The sequence below is a fragment of the Eisenbergiella massiliensis genome, from assembly GCF_003435485.1.
Map to the genome: position 1 here is coordinate 617,167 of NZ_QVLV01000001.1, position 21,709 is coordinate 638,875.

The 21,709-nt window shown below is 50.2% G+C and carries 17 protein-coding genes; 13 read left to right on the forward strand and 4 right to left on the reverse strand.

Annotated features, from left to right (window positions below):
- Nucleotides 1–18: 18 nt before the first annotated feature.
- From fba to DXC51_RS02540, 6 genes are all read left to right on the forward strand, one after another.
- Nucleotides 19–882 carry a class II fructose-1,6-bisphosphate aldolase gene (fba, locus tag DXC51_RS02520; protein ID WP_025488333.1) on the forward strand — a complete coding sequence of 288 codons (864 nt, stop codon included), beginning with the start codon at nucleotides 19–21 and terminating at the stop codon, nucleotides 880–882.
- 359 nt (nucleotides 883–1,241) lie between these two features.
- Complete coding sequence (locus DXC51_RS30230) at nucleotides 1,242–1,373, forward strand: hypothetical protein (RefSeq protein WP_278336965.1); 132 nt, start codon at nucleotides 1,242–1,244, stop codon at nucleotides 1,371–1,373.
- Nucleotides 1,370–3,421, forward strand: coding sequence for a TIM-barrel domain-containing protein (locus DXC51_RS02525; RefSeq protein ID WP_117543559.1), 2,052 nt, complete (start codon nucleotides 1,370–1,372; stop codon nucleotides 3,419–3,421). Before DXC51_RS30230 ends, DXC51_RS02525 begins: the two co-directional genes overlap by 4 nt.
- Nucleotides 3,422–3,727: 306 nt before the next feature.
- Entirely contained in the window at nucleotides 3,728–4,675 is a 948-nt protein-coding gene (locus tag DXC51_RS02530) for a helix-turn-helix transcriptional regulator (RefSeq protein WP_181970014.1), read from the forward strand.
- A 219-nt stretch (nucleotides 4,676–4,894) separates the two neighbouring features.
- Complete coding sequence (locus DXC51_RS02535) at nucleotides 4,895–6,100, forward strand: DNA glycosylase AlkZ-like family protein (RefSeq protein ID WP_117543563.1); 1,206 nt, start codon at nucleotides 4,895–4,897, stop codon at nucleotides 6,098–6,100.
- Nucleotides 6,101–6,196: 96 nt separating this feature from the next.
- Nucleotides 6,197–6,763 carry a GNAT family N-acetyltransferase gene (locus DXC51_RS02540; protein WP_117543565.1) on the forward strand — a complete coding sequence of 189 codons (567 nt, stop codon included), beginning with the start codon at nucleotides 6,197–6,199 and terminating at the stop codon, nucleotides 6,761–6,763.
- A 143-nt stretch (nucleotides 6,764–6,906) separates the two neighbouring features.
- Here DXC51_RS02540 and DXC51_RS02545 read toward each other — a convergent pair whose 3' ends face one another.
- Entirely contained in the window at nucleotides 6,907–7,428 is a 522-nt protein-coding gene (locus DXC51_RS02545; RefSeq protein WP_021634652.1) for a peptidylprolyl isomerase, read from the reverse strand.
- A 153-nt stretch (nucleotides 7,429–7,581) separates the two neighbouring features.
- On the opposite strand from DXC51_RS02545, the gene DXC51_RS29245 reads away from it, so the two are divergent.
- The 3 genes from DXC51_RS29245 (at nucleotide 7,582) to DXC51_RS02560 (ending at nucleotide 10,652) form a co-directional block, all read left to right on the forward strand.
- Complete coding sequence (locus tag DXC51_RS29245) at nucleotides 7,582–8,544, forward strand: GNAT family N-acetyltransferase (protein WP_147332328.1); 963 nt, start codon at nucleotides 7,582–7,584, stop codon at nucleotides 8,542–8,544.
- Nucleotides 8,545–8,677: 133 nt separating this feature from the next.
- On the forward strand, nucleotides 8,678–10,366 hold the full coding sequence (locus tag DXC51_RS02555) for a thioredoxin domain-containing protein (protein ID WP_117543569.1): 1,689 nt from the start codon (nucleotides 8,678–8,680) through the stop codon (nucleotides 10,364–10,366).
- 10 nt (nucleotides 10,367–10,376) lie between these two features.
- Nucleotides 10,377–10,652 carry a hypothetical protein gene (locus DXC51_RS02560; protein WP_021634649.1) on the forward strand — a complete coding sequence of 92 codons (276 nt, stop codon included), beginning with the start codon at nucleotides 10,377–10,379 and terminating at the stop codon, nucleotides 10,650–10,652.
- Between the two features lie 62 nt (nucleotides 10,653–10,714).
- Here the strand turns inward: DXC51_RS02560 and DXC51_RS02565 are convergent, their stop codons facing one another.
- Nucleotides 10,715–11,653, reverse strand: coding sequence for a LysR family transcriptional regulator (locus DXC51_RS02565; RefSeq protein WP_117543571.1), 939 nt, complete (start codon nucleotides 11,651–11,653; stop codon nucleotides 10,715–10,717).
- 345 nt (nucleotides 11,654–11,998) lie between these two features.
- On the opposite strand from DXC51_RS02565, the gene DXC51_RS02570 reads away from it, so the two are divergent.
- Together DXC51_RS02570 and DXC51_RS02575 are read left to right on the forward strand one after the other, a co-directional pair.
- Nucleotides 11,999–13,411, forward strand: coding sequence for an MATE family efflux transporter (locus tag DXC51_RS02570; protein ID WP_117543573.1), 1,413 nt, complete (start codon nucleotides 11,999–12,001; stop codon nucleotides 13,409–13,411).
- Between the two features lie 122 nt (nucleotides 13,412–13,533).
- Nucleotides 13,534–16,074, forward strand: coding sequence for a glycoside hydrolase family 95 protein (locus tag DXC51_RS02575; RefSeq protein WP_117543575.1), 2,541 nt, complete (start codon nucleotides 13,534–13,536; stop codon nucleotides 16,072–16,074).
- A 259-nt stretch (nucleotides 16,075–16,333) separates the two neighbouring features.
- Here DXC51_RS02575 and DXC51_RS02580 read toward each other — a convergent pair whose 3' ends face one another.
- Both DXC51_RS02580 and DXC51_RS02585 read right to left on the reverse strand, forming a co-directional pair.
- Nucleotides 16,334–16,828: an HD domain-containing protein gene (locus tag DXC51_RS02580; protein ID WP_117543577.1), complete on the reverse strand. Its 495-nt coding sequence runs from the start codon at nucleotides 16,826–16,828 to the stop codon at nucleotides 16,334–16,336.
- 198 nt (nucleotides 16,829–17,026) lie between these two features.
- Entirely contained in the window at nucleotides 17,027–19,486 is a 2,460-nt protein-coding gene (locus tag DXC51_RS02585; RefSeq protein ID WP_117543579.1) for a cation-translocating P-type ATPase, read from the reverse strand.
- Between the two features lie 439 nt (nucleotides 19,487–19,925).
- Here DXC51_RS02585 and DXC51_RS02590 point away from each other — a divergent pair, with 439 nt between their 5' ends.
- Together DXC51_RS02590 and DXC51_RS02595 are read left to right on the forward strand one after the other, a co-directional pair.
- Nucleotides 19,926–21,143, forward strand: coding sequence for an AAA family ATPase (locus DXC51_RS02590; RefSeq protein WP_102287456.1), 1,218 nt, complete (start codon nucleotides 19,926–19,928; stop codon nucleotides 21,141–21,143).
- A 17-nt stretch (nucleotides 21,144–21,160) separates the two neighbouring features.
- A complete protein-coding gene (locus DXC51_RS02595; RefSeq protein WP_117543580.1) occupies nucleotides 21,161–21,685 on the forward strand; it encodes a DUF4276 family protein in 525 nt (174 codons plus the stop codon).
- Nucleotides 21,686–21,709 lie beyond the last annotated feature (24 nt).

Sequence of the window (21,709 nt, forward strand, 5' to 3'; positions counted from 1 at the left end):
TTAACGGAGGTAAATAAAATGTTAGTATCAGCTAAAGAAATGCTCGACAAAGCAAAAGCAGGCCACTATGCAGTCGGCCAGTTCAACATTAATAACCTGGAATGGACAAAAGCCGTTCTGCAGACAGCACAGGAACTGAATTCTCCTGTAATCCTCGGTGTATCCGAAGGCGCTGGCAAATACATGTGCGGATACAAGACTGTAGTTGGTATGGTTAACGGAATGCTGGAAGAGATGAACATCACTGTTCCCGTAGCTCTTCACCTTGACCATGGCAGCTATGACGCTTGCTACAAGTGCATCGAAGCTGGCTTTTCTTCCATCATGTTCGACGGATCCCATTATTCTATTGAAGAGAACGTTGCCAAGACTAAAGAACTGGTTGCAGCAGCTCATGAAAAAGGACTTTCCATCGAAGCTGAAGTTGGTTCCATCGGCGGTGAAGAAGACGGCGTTATCGGAATGGGCGAATGTGCAGATCCTCAGGAATGCAAGATGATCGCTGATCTGGGAATCGATTTCCTGGCAGCAGGCATCGGCAACATCCATGGAAAATATCCTGCAAACTGGAAGGGACTTTCCTTCGAAACTCTGGATGCTATCCAGCAGCTGACAGGGGACATGCCTCTCGTTCTTCACGGCGGCACAGGTATCCCGGAAGACATGATCAAGAAAGCTATCTCCCTCGGCGTTTCCAAGATCAATGTTAACACAGAGTGCCAGCTTTCCTTCGCAGCAGCTACCAGAAAGTACATCGAAGAAGGCAAGGATCAGGAAGGCAAGGGCTTCGACCCTCGTAAGCTTCTTGCTCCCGGAGCACAGGCTATCAAGGATACCGTGAAAGAGAAAATGGAAATGTTCGGTTCCGTTGGAAAAGCCTGAATATAGGTTTTATTTCTTACGGGGACAGGCCGGATGAATGCGCTTGCGTATTTATCGGACTTTCACAGGTTTATAATTACAGATAAAATCAGAGCGTCGGCAGTATGCCGGCGCTCTTTTTAAATAGATGGGCCGGGACAGCGGGGGCGGCGGGTGATTTTCTGCCTGCTGCGGGAACTGTGCGGAACAGCCATGCAGATAAGAATTAAAAATGGAAGACGGTGTACCTGCAGCTTTATGCTGATGCATATTATTAAAAAAATTTTCATCCTGACAGTCAATAATATTCGGATTGACAGTTACGGACCTGCACGGTTATAGTATAAAAAAGAGCCGGTTTTACCAGGATTACCAGGAAGGTGAAAAGGTTTTGCCAGGGAGCCGGGCTGGCAGAAGGAACCGGGCTGGCAGAAGGAACCGGCGGAATTGAGGTTTTGCAAAAGGGTGTTATCAAATTATGGCAATACCGCAGAAAGGATGCAGAAGGATGATAAAGAAAATAACCTATGGAGCCCCCTTTGATACGGAGGCGGTTACCGGAGCCTATGAAAGCTGGCAGGGAGAGCTGCCTTATTTTTCCCAGGAAGAGGGAAGAAAATTTTCCTACAGGATGGCGGAGGAGGATATTGTATTCGGCCTTGGGGAAAATGTGCGCGGAATCAATAAGCGCGGCTGGATTTATGAAAGCAAATGCAGCGATGATCCGAACCACAGGGAGGACAAGCGCTCTCTTTACGGCGCCCATAATTTCCTTATAGTGGATGGAAAGGAATGCTTTGGCGTGTTTTTTGATTATCCGGGTAAGCTTACCTTTGATATTGGTTATACCGACAGGAACGTGATGCTCATAGAAGCACAGACAGGGGATATTGATGTTTATGTGATCGAAGGGGAGGGGCCGGAGGACATCGCGAAGCAGTTCCGCGGGCTTGTGGGACGCAGCTACATTCCGCCCAAGTGGGCTTTCGGCTATGGACAGAGCAGATGGAGCTACATGAATGAGGATGAAATCCGGGAGGTGGTGAAGAAGCACAGGGAGGCCGGTATTCCCCTGGACAGCATTTATCTGGATATTGATTATATGGTCAAGTATAAGGATTTTACCGTAAATGAGGAAACCTTCCCGGATCTTGCGGGCTTTGCGGAAGAGATGAAGGAGCAGGGAATCCATCTGGTGCCGATAATCGACGCGGGTGTGAAAATAGAAGAGGGCTATGATATTTACGAGGAAGGCATGGCGGGCGGATATTTCTGCAAGGAAGAGGACGGTAGTGAATTTGTGGCCGGCGTATGGCCCGGGCGTGTGCATTTTCCGGATATGCTCAATGCGGATGCGAGAAAATGGTTCGGCGGAAAATATAAGGTGCTTCTTGATCAGGGGATTGAGGGCTTTTGGAATGATATGAATGAACCGGCTATTTTTTATTCCGAAAAGCATCTGCAGGAGGTTTTTGAGCAGCTGGAGGAATTCAGGGGGATCAATCTGGATAATGAAGCCTCCGCGTCCCTGAACAGGCTGGTTGGCGGACTGAGCAATAATGAAGAGGATTATAAGCTTTTTTACCATGAGCATAAGGATGGCAGGGTAAGGCATGATAAGGTACATAATCTGTTCGGATACAATATGACCCGTGCTGCGGGAGAGGCGTTTGAGGAGCTGGAGCCGAATAAGAGGATTCTTATGTTTTCACGTTCCTCCTATATCGGGATGCATCGTTACGGCGGCATCTGGACGGGGGATAATCTTTCCTGGTGGTCCCATATCCTGCTGAATCTGCATATGATGCCTTCCCTGAATATGTGCGGTTTCCTGTACACAGGGGCTGATCTCGGAGGCTTCGGCGCGGATACAACGGAGGAACTGCTCATGCGCTGGCTGGAGCTGGGAATTTTCACGCCGCTGATGCGCAACCATTCTGCCTGGGGGACAAGACGGCAGGAGGTTTACCGTTTTACCCAGACAGGGAGCTTCCGGAAAATAATTGCGTTGCGCTACTGTCTGCTTCCCTACCTGTACAGTGAATATATGAAGGCAGCGCTGAGAGATGAAATGATGTTCCGCCCGCTGTCCTTTGTGTACGCCGGGGATCGCTTTGCCCGCCGTGTGGAGGATCAGCTGATGGTAGGCGAAAGCATTATGATTGCTCCTGTGTATGAGCAGAACGCAAAGGGGCGTTATGTATATCTGCCGGAGAGAATGAAGCTGGTACGTTTCCGGGGGCCTGAGGACAGGAAGGAAGAGGTTCTGGAAAAGGGCCACCATTATGTGCATATCGCTCTGGATGAGGTGGTTTTCTTTATCCGGCCGGATCATCTGGTTCCCATGTCAAAGGGCGGAAGCTGTGTGGAAAAGGTGGATTTTGATCATCTTGGACTTCTGGGCTTTGTGGAAAAGGAAGGCTCCTATGAGCTGTATGATGACGACGGATACAGCAGGGATTATGAATCGCCTTCCCACTATACGCAGATTACTGTGGACGCAGAGGGAAGGATAAGCAGCGGCGGAGAGGGAAGCCGGAAGGAATTTTATTTGATTTGACTTCAAAAAACGCAAAAAAACTCCCCTGGACAGGGAGGATGCCAGGTAACTGTTTACCTGGCATTTATTATGAAAAAGCTATTTATAAAAAGTTTTGTTGTACGCTAAAGGAGGGAAGATGAAGTTGTATGTTTTTCTCGCTTCATCTTATGTTTATAGTATAGTAAAGAGAAGTGTCTAAACAGTGATTGGCAGATTAACTTTCTTTAAAATAAATATGAACAAAATATGAACGCTGTTTTTGGCAAAAACTGACAGAAAAAAACATGTTTTATACGTCTGTAATAGCAGACGATGGAGGTGAAAATGAAGCTGGACCGACTTCTGGGAATCACAATTTATCTTTTGAATCATGAGAAAACCAGCGCCAGTACCCTGGCAAAGCGCTTTGAGGTTTCAGTACGTACGATTCAAAGAGATATTGAAGCCTTGTGTATGGCGGGAATCCCTGTTGCGGCGAGTATGGGCGCCGACGGCGGCTATGAAATACTGGATACCTTCTGCATGGAACGCCAGACCGCAGAGCAGATGGATTATCAGCATATTGTGGCGGCGCTGCAGGGCCTGCTTTCCGCCTACGAGGAAGAAACGGCCGAAGATACGCTTGAAAAAATGAAGGCGTTGGCGGGAACATCCGCTCCGGAGGTAATCCTTGACTTCAGCGTGGCCAGGGAGGAAAACGGCATCAGCGGAAAGCTGGCAATTATCAGGGAATGCATGGATCAGGGGAAAAAGCTGTCTTTTTTTTATACGAATGCCGAAGACAGGGAAAAGCAGTTTGAGGTGGAGCCTGCCGCCTGTATTTTTCAATGGTACGCCTGGTATCTGGCAGCATATTATCCGGAAAAGGAAAGCTACTGTCTGTTTAAGCTGGTGAGGATGCGCACACTTTGCTGTATGGAGGAGGCAATGCGGCAAAAGCATGATGCAGGGGAGGCGGCGGAAATACTGCGCAGCCGGCCGGATACAAGAAAACAGCTGGACATCAGGCTGGAGGGCAGGAAGAAGGTAAAGGTAAAATGCATGGAATACCTGAAGGGTGAAATTGAGGAGGAGAAGGAAAACGGGGATTTCATAATGCGGCTCAGGGTGCCGGAAAATGAGCATTTCTGGTATGGGACAATTCTGGGGCTGGGAAACCAGATAAAGGTTCTGGAGCCGGAAAGCCTGAAGGAACGGATTTGCCGGGACTGCAGGGAGGTGCTTGCGTGTTATGCAGAAAAGCGGCATGCGTTATATAAAAACCGAATATAAACATTTTCCGGAGTGTGATCGGATTAGCGGGGATTATCATTATTATGAGATTATGTCTGATGTGGATTCATTAAGGTCCGGAGATGAATAGTTATGATGGTCAGGCCCCGTCTGTTATGAATATTTCTGCTGCTAAAATTCCGGGCAGGGCAACTATGACATACAGCTGTCATACTTTGGCTGGTATAATGTAAGAAATGCAGGAGAGGAAGGGCAGGTATGACAGCTGGCAGCAATTGTATATCAAAAGAGGAGGCCAGGCGTTTCCTGGTGAAGTACCATGGACTGGACGGCGGCCAGGGGCTGTCGGGAAAGGATGGGATCATGCGGTTTATGAACCGCGTGGGATGTATTCAGTACGATCCGCTGAATGTGGCGGGGCGGAATGCGGACTTAGTATTGCAGTCAAGAATTGTGGGCTATCGGCCCAGGCTGTTGGAGGAGCTTTTGTATACGGATCGGAGCCTGGTGGATGGTTATGACAAGATGATGTGCATTTACAGGACGGAGGATTTCGGAAGGATGGCGCGGGTCAGGAAAGCGGCGGCGGATGGCGCGGCGGCTGTGATGCGGCGCCGGGGACAGACGGAAGCGCTGGAGCTTTTGGATGTGATACGAGAGGATATCCGCAGGAATGGGCCTGCCCAGGCGAAGGATTTTTCCATCGGCTGTAACCGGAAGGGAAGGTGGGGGCCGAAAAAGCTGTCCAGCTCGGCGCTGGATTATCTTTACAATACGGGTGAGCTGTCGGTTGCGGGAAAAACAGGCACTCAGAAGATATTTGATTTTACTGAAAATCTGTTTCACGAAGTAAGGACAGAGGAATTCCAGGGAGAGGATGGAGAGTCAGCTTTTTTCCGATGGTATGTGAAGCGCAGGATTGGCAGTGTAGGAATGCTGTGGAATAAAAACGGAGGCGCCTGGCTGGGGCACTTTGTATCGGATAGGGAGCGGCGTGGAGCGTGTATCCGGCAGCTTTTGGATAGGGGTGAGCTGCGGGAATTCCGGGTGGAGGGGATTGAAGAGCCTTTTTATATGCGCACAGAGGATGCGGATGTTCTGAACAGGCCGTTTCAGGAGGGAAGGACGACTTTTATGGCGCCGCTGGATAATCTTTTGTGGGACAGGGAGATGCTGCGGATGCTGTTTGATTTTACCTACAGCTGGGAGGTATATTTGCCCGCAGATAAAAGAAAATTCGGTTACTATGTACTGCCTGTCTTGTATGGAAGCCGGTTTGCGGGAAGGTTTGAGCCGGAGCAGTACCGGCAGGGGGATTCTGTGCTGCGGATTAAAAACTGGTGGTGGGAGGAAGGCTGCGGGGGTGACATGGATATGCGGGAGTCTCTGGCGGATGCATGGAAACGGTTCGGGGCGTATCTCGGCGCTGAGAGAACGGAAGGGACAGTGCAGGTGATTAAGTAAAAGGTTAAGCAGAACATCAGGTAAAACAGTATATCAAACATCAAGTGAAAGGTTAAGCAAAACATTGGGAAAAACGGTGGGAAAGGGAAGGGCAATATGAAAGATGTGTATGTAGAATGTCCGGTATTGGGAAACGAGGCTTTTTTGCTGCAAAGAACGGTGATGGCGGATGCTCAGGAGCTTCTGGAGGTTTATTCTGATGAGAAGGCGGTGCCTTTTTTCAACAGTGATAACTGTAACGGGGACAATTTTTTTTACAGGACGCTGGAGCAGATGCAGGCAGAGATAAACTTCTGGGAAGCTTCTTACCGGAGCAGGGCATTTGTCAGATGGAGTATTTTTGACCGGAGCAGCGGCAGGGCTGTGGGAACGATTGAAATGTTCTGCAGGATGGCGGATGATTTTTTTAATAAGACGGGGTTGCTGCGGCTGGATTTAAAAAGTGAGTATGAGAAGGAAGATGTGATATGCAGTATTTTGGAGCCGCTGCTGGAGCAGGCGCCGGAGCTGTTCGGGTGTGAATCTGTTTCCACCAAGGCGGTGAAGGAAGCGGCGGAGAGGCGGAAGGCTCTGGAATGTCTGGGATTTAAGGAGACGGCGGAAAAGCTGAAAGGCCATGATGGGACAGCCTATGGTGATTATTATATGCTGCGGTGTGAGTGAGGAAATGTCCATAATTCAGCCGGAGCCGGAAGCGGCAGCAGGTTCAGGATTGTCTGAACTGCTGCGTAAATACGCTTTCCGGCTCCGGCTGAAATTTTGGGGAAAAGCCTGTGTAACCATCCGGCTGCCCGGACGGCTACAGCTTACATTTTTTCCGGTTCCGGATAATCCACGCCGAAGGTTTCCACGGTCATGGTTTTGATGCGCTGATCCTCAAGCGGGCGATCGGAATAATCCGTGCGGGTTTCAGCGATGCTGTTTACCACGTCCATTCCTTCGATGACCTTTCCGAAGGCTGCATAGGAGCCATCCAGATGGGGTGAATTTTTATGCATGATGAAGAACTGGCTGCCTGCGGAGTTGGGAGCCATGGAACGGGCCATGGAAAGAACGCCTTCTGTGTGCTTCAGGTCATTTTTTACACCGTTCTGGGAGAATTCTCCTTTAATGGAGTAGCCGGGGCCGCCGGTTCCGTTACCAACCGGGTCGCCGCCCTGGATCATAAAGCCTTTGATGACTCTGTGGAAAATCAGCCCGTCATAGAAATTCTTATTGATCAGACTGATAAAGTTATTTACGGAAATAGGGGCGATTTCAGGATAAAGCTCTGCCTTTATAACATTTCCGTTTTCCATGGTGATTGTTACAACGGGATTCTGTGCCATAAATAAAACTTCCTTTCTGGTATTTATTTGGTTACAATATAACTGTTCAATGTCCTCACAGTTACGTTGCAATAAGCCTATGCGGCAAGGCGCATGGCCGACAGGTCTATTGTAGCCGAAATGCGGGAATTCGTAAAGGGAGTTAACCGGTTTATGTTGGAAAAAGTGATTGTGTCGCTGGAAAAAGAGGCGGCGGAAGATAAAATAAAGGAACTTAGGGAGAAGCTTGCACTGTATCAGACGGAGCTGCTGGTGGATACAGGGCTGTGTAGGGGGAAAAAACGGGCAGATAAGGCGGAAAATGCAGATAAGGCGGATAAGGCAGACAAAGCGGATAAGGCAGACAGGACGGATAAGACAGACAGGACGGATAAAACGGTTGGGGCGGGCCGGATTGCTGATGGAAAAGCTTCCGGGAAAGACGCCGCCGTCTACATTACGGACAGGCCTGATGCGGTCAGGGCGGCAGCGGGAGAAGACGCCTGTATTTTGTTGTATCTGACAGAAGAAAACAGGGGCAAAATATGGGGGGATATTCCTTATGCGGTGGAAGGTCTGGAAGGACTGGACGGAGATTTCCTGGAAAAGGTCTATCAGCGGCATGTGAAGGAGCCCTGGGAGATTCTGCAGACGGACCGGCTTATTGTCCGGGAAATGACAGAGGAGGATTTGGATGCGCTGTACCGGATCTATGACCAGCCGGGAATTGAGGATGTTATGGATGGGCTGTCGGAGGATAGGGAGGAGGAGCGGGCATATGTCAGGGCTTATATAGAACGGGCCTATCCTTTTTACGGATTTGGGCTTTGGATGCTTGCGGAGAGGGAATCGGGCAGATGTGTGGGAAGAGCGGGGTTTTTTATGAGGGAAGGGTTCGATGAACCGGAACTTGGCTTCATTATTGCCCGGGAGGCACAGAGGAAGGGGTACTGTATGGAGGCCTGTGGCGCAATACTGGAGTATGGATTCCGGGAGCTGGGATTTGAGCGGGTGCAGGCGCTGGCGGCGGAGAGGAATAGCGCTTCTCTGGCTGTATGCCGGAAATTGGGCGGGCAGAGGAGTGGAAGCATCGTATGGGAGGGCAGAAGTTATGTACGGTTCGTATGGAGCAGGTAGCCGGGATTGGCTGTTGAACGGCAGCATGGCTATTGACGTATATGACGTGGAAAAGCTATAATTCAGTTAAATGTGCAGATACCGGACAGTGGTAAACAGCTGGTGAATTCAGAGTAAAGGCAGGGGCGGGAGTATGAGGAAAGCAGCGGCAGCGGTTCTTGTTATTGTGTTGTTGGCGGCGGCAGGTTTCTTTGGACTGTGGACAGCGGGGAAAAAAGAGGCTGATGCGGACACGGAACCGGAAAAAACAGTGATTTATTTTTTCCATAATAATCCCTGTGAATCCTGCCACGAGGGTGAAAAATTCAGGGAGCTGGTCAGGGATACGCTTGCGGAAAAGCAAGACAACATTCCCTACTGGATAGATGAATATTATATTTACCGGCCCGAAAATAAGGAAAAAATGAACCGGCTCATGGAAGAGAGGGGAATTTCTCAGGAGAATATTTCCTATCCGCTGGCAATTGTAGGAGAACGCTGTCTGATTGGCTATACCCAGATAAGAGAGGAATTATACGACAGCCTTAAGTTGGCTGCTGAAAAAGGAAGCAGCGGAGAGGCAGAGTCGGGGAAAACAGCCGGATACGGGGCGCAAGAGGAAAGGGAAGCAGCCGTAGACGGAGTGGTAAAGACCGGGGAAGAAGATGCTGTCAACGGGGGAACCGCCGGAATGAATGGAAGCGGCGAAAGCGGTTTCCGCTGGAAAACCCAGGATTCCATACATATTCTGCTGTTTACCACGGAAAGCTGCAACAGCTGTGAGAAGGCAAAGGAATATCTGGCAGGACTGCCGACGGAAGCTGTAGCGGACGGGAGGAGCTATCCCGTTGAGCTTGGTGAAATTTCCGTGATGGAGGAGGACAATGCGGACTACCTGATGGAGTTGTATGACTCCTTCCAGGTGCCGTCGGCAGATCAGAAGGTGCCTGTGGTATTTATCGGAACTCACTATCTTGCTGGAGAAAAACAGATCCGCAGCGGGAGGCTGGAAGAGTATATCAATGCACTGGAAGGCCTTGGGGCGCTGTATCTGCCTTCGGACGGCAGGCCGGCGGATGGGGGACGGGTGCCTGGCAGCGCGGCGGGAAAAGGCTTCGAAGGAGCGGTTTCTGTCGGGAGCATCCTTCTTACGGGGCTGCTGAATGGCCTGAATCCCTGTGCGCTTTCCATGACGCTTCTGTTCCTTTCATTGCTTGCGGCGGCCGGCGGCCGTTTCCTGCGGTACGGTTTCTGTTTCCTGGCTGGAAAATTTGCGGCTTATCTGGGACTGGGACTGGCAGTTTCCGCAGCCGCATCGGCTATACCCTTGGAGGCCTTCGGACTGGCCCGGAATATATTGAATGTAATACTGGTATGCTTTTGCCTGGCAGCGGCACTGGGAAACATCTGGGATTTTGTCCAGATAAAAAGAGGAAATTATGGGAAGGTCAGAATGCAGCTTCCCGCAGGGCTGCGCAGATGGAATGAAAAGCTTCTGCAGTCCGCAGTCCGTCCGGGGCTGGGAGGGCTGCTTTTCCTGGCCGTATTCGGCGGGAGCGTGCTGGTTTCCCTGGGGGAATTTTTCTGCACAGGACAGATTTATCTGGCTTCCATACTGCGCTGGGTGCAGACGGATGCGCAGAAGGGCATTCCGGTCTTCGTCTTTTGCCTGTATGTGGGAGCTATGTGTATTCCTGCGCTGCTCATCATTCTTCTGGTGGCAGGAGGGAAGAGCATCCTGGCGCTGTCGGAAGGAAGCCTGCGGCGGATGCCGGCGGTAAAGCTGTGCTATGCGGCGCTGTTTATTGTGTTTGCTGTATTTTCTCTGTATATGCTGATTTAGGGGGAGAACCATGTTTGGGAAAAAGAAAAAGCAGGAGAATGAAATCTGCGTCCGGTTGGGAGAACATGAAGTTTACAGGGGAACGCTGACCGATCTGCCGCTGAAGGAAGAGATTATCCTGGAAAAGAGCGAGGAATTTTTCAATGATCCCAATCCCTGCTTTATCCACAGGAGCGCTGTCAGGGTAAGGCTGCTGGCAGAGCTGGAGGAAGCCGCAGGGCGCGGAGAATGGGAGCTGTGGGAAAAATATATGGGAGTGGCAGTTGACAGTGTGGACTTCGGGTAAGGCCAGGGAAAGATTGACTGCCAGGACATGCGCGGGGTGACACAATTATCAGGGATTGCTGCTTACCGGCAGTCCTTCTTTATACAGGAAGGTTCTGCAAAATCAGAAAACAGCCGCAAAAAGGCATTCCCGGCAAGGGACAGCGGTGTATCGGTGCGGGATATGACGCAGATCTCCCGTTCGGGAACCGTTTCCGTCAGCCGGATTTGAAAGACGCTTCCTTCCTCCAGCGCACTGCGGGCGAAGGCGCGGGGGACAAAGCCCACACCTAGATTATTGGCGGCCATAGGGGTGATCAGGTCGGTGGTGGCCAGCTCGATGTCCGGGCTTACGGCCAGATGGAACTGAAGAAGAAAATCATCCAGGAACTGTCTGGTGACGGTGCCCGGCTCCATGCAGATAAAAGGGTAGCCGCAAAGCTCCCCCGGCGTGACGCTTCGGCCGGCCAAATCGGAAAAGTCATTTCCGGCGATGAAAATATCCTGAAAGCCTGCCAGCCTGGTAACGGAGAATTTATCCTGTGGCAGGAAAGCCCCCTTATAACCAGGACGCATGACCAAAATAGCGAAGTCAATATGGCCGGAACGCAGGGCCGCCAGGGCAGTGGGGGTGCTGCTGTTGCTCACCTTGATCTTCACCCCGGGATGCAGGGTTTTAAATTCCTTGAGGAAGGGCAGCAGGAAAAAGTGCAGGGTGGTTTCGCTGGCGCCGATTCTCACCTGGCCCTCCAGCAGTTTCTTTTTTGCTTTCAGCGCGCTTTCCGCTTCAAAAATGTGCTCGCAGGCGGCCCTGACATGCTCATAGAGCATGGCGGCCTCGGGGGTCAGGGAAACACCCTTGCGGGAGCGCTGGAACAGCACGCAGTCCAGCTCCTGTTCCAGCATCTGTATGGCGTGGGTGACTGTGGGCTGGGTCACGTAAAGCGCCTTTGCGGCCTCCGTAAAGCTTCCCAGCCTGGCAACATAATAAAAAGTTTTGTAAGAATCAAAGCTCACGCTCATTCGGTATTCCTCTCATAGGCAGATATATTTCTGCTTTTCCAACGCTGCCCTCGCCAGCATTTATCCCGGTTTATATCATGAAAAGATACAACTATAGATAAAATCTATGTAATACATAGAAATGATTGATTTTATTTATCTTTTTAGAAGTAGTATAATACAGGACGGTTTGAAAGGCAAATGTTATGCGGAGGTTTTGTCCGCCGGTGTTACAATATGGATGCAGTTACAGGGTGGTTGTAATTACAGAGCGGCTGCAGGCTGCATAGTAACCCGCTGGCGGCCAGGAAGCCGGAACAGAACAGAAATGGCCGGCATGACGGCAGAATGAGAGAGGTAAGAGTGATGAATAAGGACCTGACGGTAGGAGACCCGCAGAGCGTACTGTGGAAATTTTCGATTCCTATGTTTGTAAGCGTGATTTTCCAGCAGATGTATAATATTGCGGACAGCGTGATTGCGGGGAAATTTGCAGGAGAGGACGCGCTGGCTGCGGTAGGGGCTTCTTATCCCATAACCATGATTTTTATGGCGATTGCCGTGGGAAGCAATATTGGCTGCTCCGTAGTGATTTCTCAGTATTTCGGCGCGAAATGGTATGACAAAATGAAAACGGCGGTGTCCACCACGCTGATCGCTTCCCTGGCTCTTTCCCTTGTGCTTACTGTCGCAGGGCTTCTGGGCAGCAGAGGCCTGATGGTGATGATCAACACACCGGATAATATTTTTGCGGACGGGGATCTGTATCTGCGGATTTACATCGGCGGATTTGTATTCCTTTTCCTGTATAATGTGGCAACAGGAATTTTTACCTCCCTGGGGGATTCCAAAACGCCGCTGTATTTTCTGATTGGTTCCTCCATCGGAAATATTTTACTGGATACGCTTTTTGTGGCGGTTTTCCACTGGGGCGTGGCCGGTGTGGCCTGGGCTACCTTCCTTGCCCAGGGCGTTGCCTGCGTGCTGGCGCTCGTTACCCTGAAAAGAAGGCTGGCCTCTGTTGAAACGACTGGTAAGGCAGCGCTGTTTTCCTGGAATATGCTTGGGAAAATCAGCAGGATCGCAGTGCCCAGTATTTTGCAACAGTCCTTTATCTCTATCGGAAATATTTTCATCCAGGGCCTGATAAATTCCTTTGGTTCTTCTGTTATCGCCGGTTACTCTGCAGCGATTAAGCTGAATACCTTCGCCATCACCAGCCTGACCACGCTGGGAAACGGAACGAGCAGCTTTACGGCACAGAATCTGGGCGCGGGAAAGCAGGGGAGAGTGAAAGCGGGCTTTGGCGCAGCTGTGAAGCTGGCGTTGATTATTACGGTGCCCTTTTTTGTGGCTTTTTTCTTCGGCAGCCACGTCATGCTGTCCCTGTTTATGAATGAAGGCAGCACGGTAGCAATGGAAACGGGCATGGAATTTTTAAAAATTGTATCGCCCTTCTATTTCGTGATTTCCCTGAAGCTGATGGCGGATGGTGTACTGCGCGGCGCCGGCGCAATGAAGTCTTTTATGATAGCTACATTTTCGGATCTGCTGCTTCGCGTTATCCTGGCATTTATTCTGGCAGGCCCCTTCGGGACGCTTGGAATCTGGCTGTCCTGGCCGATTGGCTGGATGGTGGCCATGGTGCTTTCCCTTTCCTTCTATAAAAAAGGTGTCTGGAAAAGCAGTGCGCTTACGGACAGCGCGGAGGATATGGAGGAGGCTCCGGAGCTGGAGACAGAAGGAGCGCTTATGTTCATGGAAGAGGAAAACGCCTGAAATATTGTAACCGGATGTGAAGAAATGTTCCTTTCCATTTTTCCCCGAATGTGGTACAAAGAAGATAGGCTGCCGCACATAAAAAGAATTAACTGGGCAGCGGGGAAAGGGGAAACAAGGGAATGAAGGATTATCTGCTTTGGGAAGATAAGCCTGCGGAAAAATTCTGTGACGCCCATTATCTGGGCAATGGCAGGCTTGGCATGTCGGTGATGGGAGGCGCGCCGCTGGAAGAGGTCTACATCAACGACGATACTCTCTGGTCGGGCAGCGAGGAATTCTATCTGAATCCTCAGCATTATGACAAATTTGAAGAGGCAAGAAGGCTTTCCCTGGAAGGAAAGGTGAAGGAAGCCAACAATATCATTAATAATGATATGGAAGGGCGCTGGTTTGAAGCGTATCTGCCTTTGGCAAGCCTGCATTTAACTGTGGGGCAGGCAAATAACAGACGGAATATGCCGCTGAAGATGGTGATAGAGCCACAAAAGGATGATATCAGCGATTACAGAAGGCAGCTGCAGCTTGGAACTGCATTGGAGACTGTTTCCTGGGTGAGGGATAACATCCGTTATACCAGGGAATATTTTGTCAGCTTTCCTGATAATAAAGCGTTTATTTACTGTACCGCAGAAAGGGAAGAAGGCGGAGCGGAGGGAGAAAAACTGCTGGATTTCGCTTTTGGCCTGGACTCCTCGCTGCATTATGTTAACGGGACACAGGACGGGGAGGCTTATCTGACAGGGATTGCCCCTGATCATGCGGAACCCAATTATACGGCGGTTACGCCCCGCTTCATCTACAAGGCGCCGGAGGAATCGGATGCCATACGTTTTGCCTGCTGCGCCAGAGTGGTATCCTGTGACGGGAGGGTTTTTTCCGACGGGGCCAGGGTATATGTGAACCATGCAGGCTATGCGCTGATTGCCGTACAGGCAAAAACGAATTATGCAGGTTTCCGTAAAGAGCGTGACAGGGATGCAGGAAAGCTTCTGAAACAGATCCGGCAAGATCTGGACAGCCTTGAGGCAGCGTACGGGAGCACAGTCGGGGCTGCCGCAAAGTCCATAAGCTATGCTTCCATAAAAAACAGGCATATTTCGGATTACCAGTCTCTTTATAACCGGCTGGATCTGGATTTGGGACGGGAGCTTAGCGGGAACCTGCCCACAACACAGCGGTTGGCCTACTGCGCCGAGGGTGTGGATGATCCGTCCCTGGCCGCCTTGCTGCTGCAGTATTCCAGATATCTGACCATTGCCGGTTCCCGGCCGGGCACACAGGCGCTGAACCTGCAGGGCATCTGGAATGATACGCCCGCGCCTCCCTGGTCCAGCAATTATACCAATAACATTAATGTGGAAATGAATTACTGGCCCTGTGAAGCGCTGGGGCTTCCCGAATGCCATCTGCCCATGATGGATCTGCTGACGGAGCTTTCCGAAAGCGGGAAACAGACAGCCGAAGGCTATTATCATAGCAGGGGCTGGGTAACCCACCATAATGCGGATCTGTGGCGTTCTACGGAGCCAAGCTGTGAGGATGCTTCCTGGAGCTGGTGGCCCTTCGGAGGCGCATGGATGTGCCAGCATATCTGGACGCATTATGAATTTACCCGGGATGAGGCATTCCTGCGGAAAATGTATCCGGTGCTCAGGGAGGCTGCGGTATTTATGCTGGATTTCCTTGTGGAAAATAAGGAAGGCTATCTGGTGACGGCGCCTTCCCTTTCCCCGGAAAACAAATTCATCACGGATGGGGAGGATACGGTAATTGAGCTTATCGATGAGGTATCCAGGGAAAGCAGATGTTCGCCCAATCACCCCAGGATCAGCGCGGTGACAATCGGATCCACGATGGATATGAGTATTTTGCGTGAGCTGTTTTCCAATGTGGCGCAGGCTGCCGATATTCTCAAGCTGGAGGACGATCCTGTCCCTGCACAGGCTCAGGAAGCCATGAAAAAATTCCCGCCTCTTCGTACCGGACGCTTCGGACAACTGCTGGAATGGTATGAGGATTACGAGGAGTGTACGCCGGGAATGTCCCACACCTCCCATATGTACCCTGTCTATCCGGGAGAACTGATTACGGAAACCAGAACACCGGAGTTATTTGAAGCGGCCAGGCGCAGCCTGGAAAGAAGGCTTCTTCATGCCAGAAAACAGGGCGGCTGGCCCGGCTCCTGGAAGATTTGCCTGATGGCCCGGTTCAAGAATCCACTGGAATGTGGCCATCTTTTAAAGAGCACGGGAGAGGGTCTGGGAGCGGGAATGATGACCAATGTGAACCAGCAGATTGACGCCATATTCGGTCTGGGAGCCGGAATCGCGGAAATGCTTCTGCAGAGTCACCAGGGCTTCATTGAGCTCCTTCCTGCGGTGCCGGTGGACTGGGCTGACGGCCATTTCCGGGGAATGCGCGCCAGGGGCGGTTTTGAGGTATCGGCTTCCTGGGACAGGGGAAAGCTTCGGACCGGAGAAATCAAAGCCCTTATCGGCGGCCCATGCTGTGTGAAGGCAAAAGGGCTGGCCGGAGTAAGCGGTCCCGGCGTAAACGTCAGGGCGCAGGACGGCATGGTTAGCTTCACTGCGGAAAAAGGGGTTTCTTATGTGCTGGGATTTGACGCAGAGGAAATCGCAGGCAGGGAGTACTATATTTAACGGATAAGGGAATACCGTAATTTAACAGGTGGATGTGAGGCTGCCAGATGTGAGCCTGACGGACTGCATGACAATGAGGCGGGCAGCAGGCTTCAGGCCCGGCAGGCAGCGGAGGCCGCTTTACTATAGGAGGACAAAAAAGCAAAGGATCGGCGCGGGATAAACCCGGCCGGTCCTTTGTACTGCCGTGAGGGAAACAGCGCCTTGAAAAGCGCCCTCTCCGGCACTCTTTATGCAGTTGGAAAGAAAACCTTCATCCTTACGCCGGGCTGACTGCCACGCGTCCGTCTCTTGCCAGTGCAATCGTAATATGGAAGACTTCCGCACAGGCGCATATTTTGTCCGCGCCGGATATAATCCATGCTTCCCGGGATTTGGGAAGGGGTCCCAGCGGGAACATATGGGACAGTATGGCGTCCCTTTCTTTTTCGGAAATTTCAAAGGTTTCCCTGCTGGTCCTGGCGGCTACCTTGGGATGGCAGAAGGCCTGCAGCTCCCTGGAGGGCCTGCCCTCTCTGGGGTCATACAGAAAGAAATCATGAAGCAGCCCCGCCCTGGCGGCTGCCTGGGCGTCGCATCCCAGCTTCTTTGCCGTAAGCCACGAGATATAGGAAACATTAATACTGTGCATCAGCCTTGTCGTGGCCACATGGTGTCTGTAGCTGTTCAGGGCCAGAAATTCTTTATTTGTGAGGATGTCGGCAACATCCTCAAGATACTCTGCGTCAATATCCTCCGACAATGTAATGTCCATCGGCAACACGTCCTTTCCATTTTGAAACGGCCGCAACATTCCGGTCTGAAACGTTACTCTTTATACTATGATTATGGCGCGTTTTTGCCAGTGAATCAATGGATTTAAGAAAGAAATAAGATTTTTTTGTAACTGTTCAGTACCACTCACAGTTACTGCCCGGAAACATTCCGGATTATCTGCCGCGACGGATTTTGGCTAATTGTTTTCCGTTCCGTATTTCTTCAGGCGGCGGTACAGACGGTTACCCTGCTCAAACAGCCACAGGGCCAGATGCATGGCGGGCTGGGCGAGGAGAAGGAATACTGCCAGAACCAGCGCGGTCTGCAGCGTCAGGGGACGTATGCTGAAAAGCTCTCCGAAAAAGACAACACAGACCAGGGCGGCAACGGTCATGACGCCCCAGACCGTGCGCCTCTTCCAGTCAAAGGGCCTGCATACCTGATAAAGGACAAGAAGCCCCACGAAGAGGACGGTTACAGCGGAAATGCTATAAAGCTGTTCCACCGGGAAATCAAAGGCGTAGGTAAACAGCTCGATTCCCAAAACAAGAAACAGGTTTGTCAGGCCGCCGGGAAGCGCTTTGTAAAAGACATTGCTCATAAAATGCCCCTCCACACGGCTGCTGTTCGGCTCCAGCGCCAGGAAGAAGGAGGGAATGCCTATGGTCAGGGATCCGATCAGGGACAGCTGCAGCGGCAGGAGCGGATAAGGGAAGCCGGCAAACAGGCTTACTAAAGACAGAAGGAAGGAAAAAATATTTTTAACCAGGAAAAGCGATGCCGCCCGCTGGATATTATTGATAACACGCCGTCCCTCGCCAACGATGGCGGGCATGGACTGGAAATCCGAATTCAGCAGCACAAGCTGGGCGATCTGGCAGGCTGCCTGGCTGCCGGAGGCCATGGCGATGCCGCAGTCCGCCTCTTTCAGGGCAAGCACATCGTTGACGCCGTCTCCCGTCATGGCCACCGTATGTCCGTTTTTCTGTAGCGCCTTCACCAGCCTGCATTTCTGCTCAGGAGTGACACGTCCGAAAACACGGTATTTTTCAGCCGCCGCCTCCAGGCTGCTTTCCGTTTTCAGCGTGGAAGCATCCACATAAAGCTCGGCGCCTTCAATGCCGGCCTGCCTTGCCACCTCGGATACGGTGGAAGGATTATCGCCGGAAATAACCCGGACGGATACGCCCTGCTCCTTAAAATACCGGAACGTTTCCGCGGCCTCGCCCCGAAGCCGGTTGGTGATGAGAATGAGAGCCATGGGACGGATACACGCCTCCTGCAGCCCGTCTTCCTTCAGATTGCCATCGTAAGCGGCGGCAAGAAGGACACGCATGCCCTGCTCCGCCCAGGGACGGATTTTTTTCTTAAGCTCCTTCAGACGGGACCCCATAATAAATTCCGGAGCGCCGATAAGAAAACTGCCATGCTCCTCAAAGGTGATGCCGCTCCATTTGGTATCAGAGGTAAAGGGAACGATATCAGCGGCCTCCCAGTCCGAATCCTGCCGGAAACGCTCCGCCATAGCGCGTCCCGTATCATTATCCGCATCCATATTGTCATAAAATGCGGCCAGCATTTCCGTTACCGCTTCCTCAGGGAAATTTTCCTCATCCAGCAGAATAAAACGATCCACGTCCATCCCCGGCTCAGTGATGGTGCCGGTCTTATCCACACAAAGCGTGTCCACACGGGCAAGGATTTCCACACAGTTCATATCCCGCACAAGAACCTTCCGCCTGGAAAGACGCAGAACCCCTACGGCAATGGCGATGCTTGTCAGAAGATACAGCCCCTCCGGGATCATCCCGATAAGCGCGGCAACCGTCGCCTCCACAGCCCCCTTCACCGGAAGCCCCAGCATCTGATACTGATTGATGAACAGGCAGATCCCCACGGGGACGAGTAAAATACCTATCACCCGGATCAGCCTGTCCAAAGAACGCATCATCTCGGATTTTGCCAGCTTTACATCGCTTTTCGCCTCTCTTGCAAGACGGGAAGCATAAGAATCACTGCCTACCTGCGAAAGCCTGGCAACACACCGCCCGCCGTTTACAAAGCTGCCCGATTTCAGCTCGTCCCCGGCCTGCTTCAAAATAGCGTCGGTTTCCCCCGTAAGCAGCGACTCATTCACAGTTACCTGCCCGGAGCAAATCACGGCATCCGCACAAATCTGGCTCCCGTTATCAAATTCCACAATATCGTCCCGCACCAGCTCTGAAGAAGGAATTTCCGCCCATTCCCCGTCCCGGATACAATGTATTTTCTGCTCCGCCAGAAGCGTGAGCCTGTCCACAGCACTTTTGGAACGGACCTCCTGAAAAATCCCGATAAACGTATTTGCAGCGGCAATCACAAGAAAAAGCAGGTTGGTATAAGAGCCCACTGCAATCAGGCAGCCCCCCAGCACAACAAATACCAGGTTGAAAAAAGTAAACGTATTAGACTTAATGATATCCCCCACACTTTTCGTAGGAGAAGAATCACTGCGGTTGACATACCCGTTTTCTACCCGCAGCCGTACCTCCTCAGCACCCAGCCCGCATCCGGGCTCTGCCTCCAAAACCGCGATTTCCCTGCGTTCCTCTGTGTCCACATTTCCTTTCCCTGCTTCCTGGTTTTCCAGGCTTTTGCTGTTTTTCTTCCAATTCATAAGCAATCATTCCTTCTGCATTGGTAACTGTACAATTGTTCAATTGCTTTACAGTTACCTGCTCTGCTATAACGTATCCACACCCTTCCGGGCCGGATCCAACCGGTTTTTCATACAGCCCCCAACATATGTTATGTTATTATAACCCTCCACAACGCCTGTTCCTATACTCATTTTGCCACATTTGTCTAAATTTATGGTAATTTAAGGAATGATTAAGAATTGTTTTATAATCCGGCTATGGCTTAAAGCGTCTGGAAGAGTATTTTTTATTTTTTGCCGATATGATATGAAGGTTTCATCTTTAAAAGATTATAAAACATACTTTTACTATTTAAAAAAATAGAAGTAGTACAAAATAGTTTTAAAGGAGTATACTTTATGCTAAGATATGTGACATGAACAGTTTAAAATCCGGGCGGATACAGGGAGGTTTGAAATGGGAAAAATAGAAGGAATACGAATTCAAAATTATGGTCCGCTGAAAGATATTACACTAGGGAAAACTTTATCTCATCCAAATACGAAAGCTTTGGGAAATCTGGTTTCAGTTATCGGGGCAAGCGGAAACGGAAAGAGTACTTTTGCAGATGCATTCGGTTTTATTGCTGATTGTCTGGAAATTGGGGCGGAAGCAGCATGCGATGCGAATAATCGGGGCGGCTATGACCAGATTCAGACACAAGGAAGCAATAATCCGATTTCTTTTGAACTGTGTTATCGGGAATCCGGTAATGTCAGACCCATTATCTATGAGTTGGTTATAGATAAGGACAGCCTGGGGAGACCTTTTGTGAAGGAGGAACGTTTACGCCAGAGGGTAAAAAGCATAGGGAGGCCTTTATCGTTTATGTATCTGCAAAATGGTAAGGGCTATGTTTTTGAAGGTTTGGAAAGCGGACAAGATGATGACGGCAGTATTATCGGGAATAAAGTAGATGTGGAATTGGCGGATATACGGAAACCGGGAATTGTGACACTGGGAATTATGCGCCAGTATGAGAGAGTTGTGGAATTTCTCACTTTTCTGAGGGGCTGGTATTTGTGTTATTTTTCACCTGATGCTGCCAGAAAGGTCCAGACAGAAGCACCCCAGCCATATCTGGATCGTATAGGAAGCAATATAAATAACGTTGCACAGTATATGTATCGGGAAAATAGTAAGGATTTTGAAAAGGTACTCAGGGATATCCAGACAAAAATTCCCGGGATTGAAAAGATTGAGCCGGTCAAGTTAGAAAATGGACAGATGATTTTGCGTTTCTGGGAACAGGGATTTGAGAAACCGTTCTATTCTCCCAGAATGTCGGACGGAACCCTAAAATTATTTGCATATTATCTGCTTCTGCATGAGAAAAATCCCAGACAGCTTATTTTTATTGAGGAACCGGAAAATGGATTATACCATTATTATTTGGCTTCCCTTGCTGAAGAAATGAAAAGAAATGTAGGAACCGGATATGGAAAACAGCTTTTCGTAACAACACACAGCCCATTTTTTGTGAATGCCCTGTCACCGGAGGATGTCTGGGTTTTAACTAAAGGCAGCGACGGCTGCTCGACGGCTAAGAAAGCATCGGAGTATGAATTTGTCCAGGCTCTGTCGGAAGAAGGAGTAGCCCTGGGTGATATGTGGTACAGCAAGTATTTTGGTTAAAGGGAGGACAGAATACTATGCATTTTCAGTTCTTGGTGGAAGACGATTCAACAAATAAACTGATTGATGCTGTAATGATAAAATTACTGAGGAAATATTCTGAAAAGAAAATCACATTCGACTGCAAAGCCTTCAAAGGAATAGGAGGATTTGTAAAAAAGGGAAAGCCCCTGGAACAGAAGACAGGAAAACTTCTAAACGATTTACCCATGTATTTAAGGGCTTTTAACAGAGAATTAAGTTATTGGGATAAAGCGGCATTAGTAATCGTTCTGGATAATGATAAAAGAGATACCACACAATTCAGGAAGCAGCTGGAAAACATGGCAATCCAAAACAAAATCCAGATTGATCATGTTTTCTGCATTGCAATTAAAGAAATGGAAGCGTGGCTGTTGGGCGATTTAAATGCCATTGAAGCAGCGTATCCTCAGGTAAGGAAAACGTATATCCGCAGCTATACCCAGGATGGCATTTGCGATACATGGGAAGTATTAGCCAATATGATATATCGAGACTGTCTATATAACTGTGTATTGTAGTAAATTGGTATGTACCCGGTTTCC

Coding starts and splice junctions, on each gene's coding strand:
- fba (WP_025488333.1), top strand. CDS start 19: ATGTTAGTATCAGCTAAAGAAATGCTCGACAAAGCAAAAGCAGGCCAC.
- DXC51_RS02525 (WP_117543559.1), top strand. CDS start 1,370: ATGATAAAGAAAATAACCTATGGAGCCCCCTTTGATACGGAGGCGGTT.
- DXC51_RS02530 (WP_181970014.1), top strand. CDS start 3,728: ATGAAGCTGGACCGACTTCTGGGAATCACAATTTATCTTTTGAATCAT.
- DXC51_RS02535 (WP_117543563.1), top strand. CDS start 4,895: ATGACAGCTGGCAGCAATTGTATATCAAAAGAGGAGGCCAGGCGTTTC.
- DXC51_RS02540 (WP_117543565.1), top strand. CDS start 6,197: ATGAAAGATGTGTATGTAGAATGTCCGGTATTGGGAAACGAGGCTTTT.
- DXC51_RS02545 (WP_021634652.1), bottom strand. CDS start 7,428: ATGGCACAGAATCCCGTTGTAACAATCACCATGGAAAACGGAAATGTT.
- DXC51_RS29245 (WP_147332328.1), top strand. CDS start 7,582: ATGTTGGAAAAAGTGATTGTGTCGCTGGAAAAAGAGGCGGCGGAAGAT.
- DXC51_RS02555 (WP_117543569.1), top strand. CDS start 8,678: ATGAGGAAAGCAGCGGCAGCGGTTCTTGTTATTGTGTTGTTGGCGGCG.
- DXC51_RS02560 (WP_021634649.1), top strand. CDS start 10,377: ATGTTTGGGAAAAAGAAAAAGCAGGAGAATGAAATCTGCGTCCGGTTG.
- DXC51_RS02565 (WP_117543571.1), bottom strand. CDS start 11,653: ATGAGCGTGAGCTTTGATTCTTACAAAACTTTTTATTATGTTGCCAGG.
- DXC51_RS02570 (WP_117543573.1), top strand. CDS start 11,999: ATGAATAAGGACCTGACGGTAGGAGACCCGCAGAGCGTACTGTGGAAA.
- DXC51_RS02575 (WP_117543575.1), top strand. CDS start 13,534: ATGAAGGATTATCTGCTTTGGGAAGATAAGCCTGCGGAAAAATTCTGT.
- DXC51_RS02580 (WP_117543577.1), bottom strand. CDS start 16,828: ATGGACATTACATTGTCGGAGGATATTGACGCAGAGTATCTTGAGGAT.
- DXC51_RS02585 (WP_117543579.1), bottom strand. CDS start 19,486: ATGAATTGGAAGAAAAACAGCAAAAGCCTGGAAAACCAGGAAGCAGGG.
- DXC51_RS02590 (WP_102287456.1), top strand. CDS start 19,926: ATGGGAAAAATAGAAGGAATACGAATTCAAAATTATGGTCCGCTGAAA.
- DXC51_RS02595 (WP_117543580.1), top strand. CDS start 21,161: ATGCATTTTCAGTTCTTGGTGGAAGACGATTCAACAAATAAACTGATT.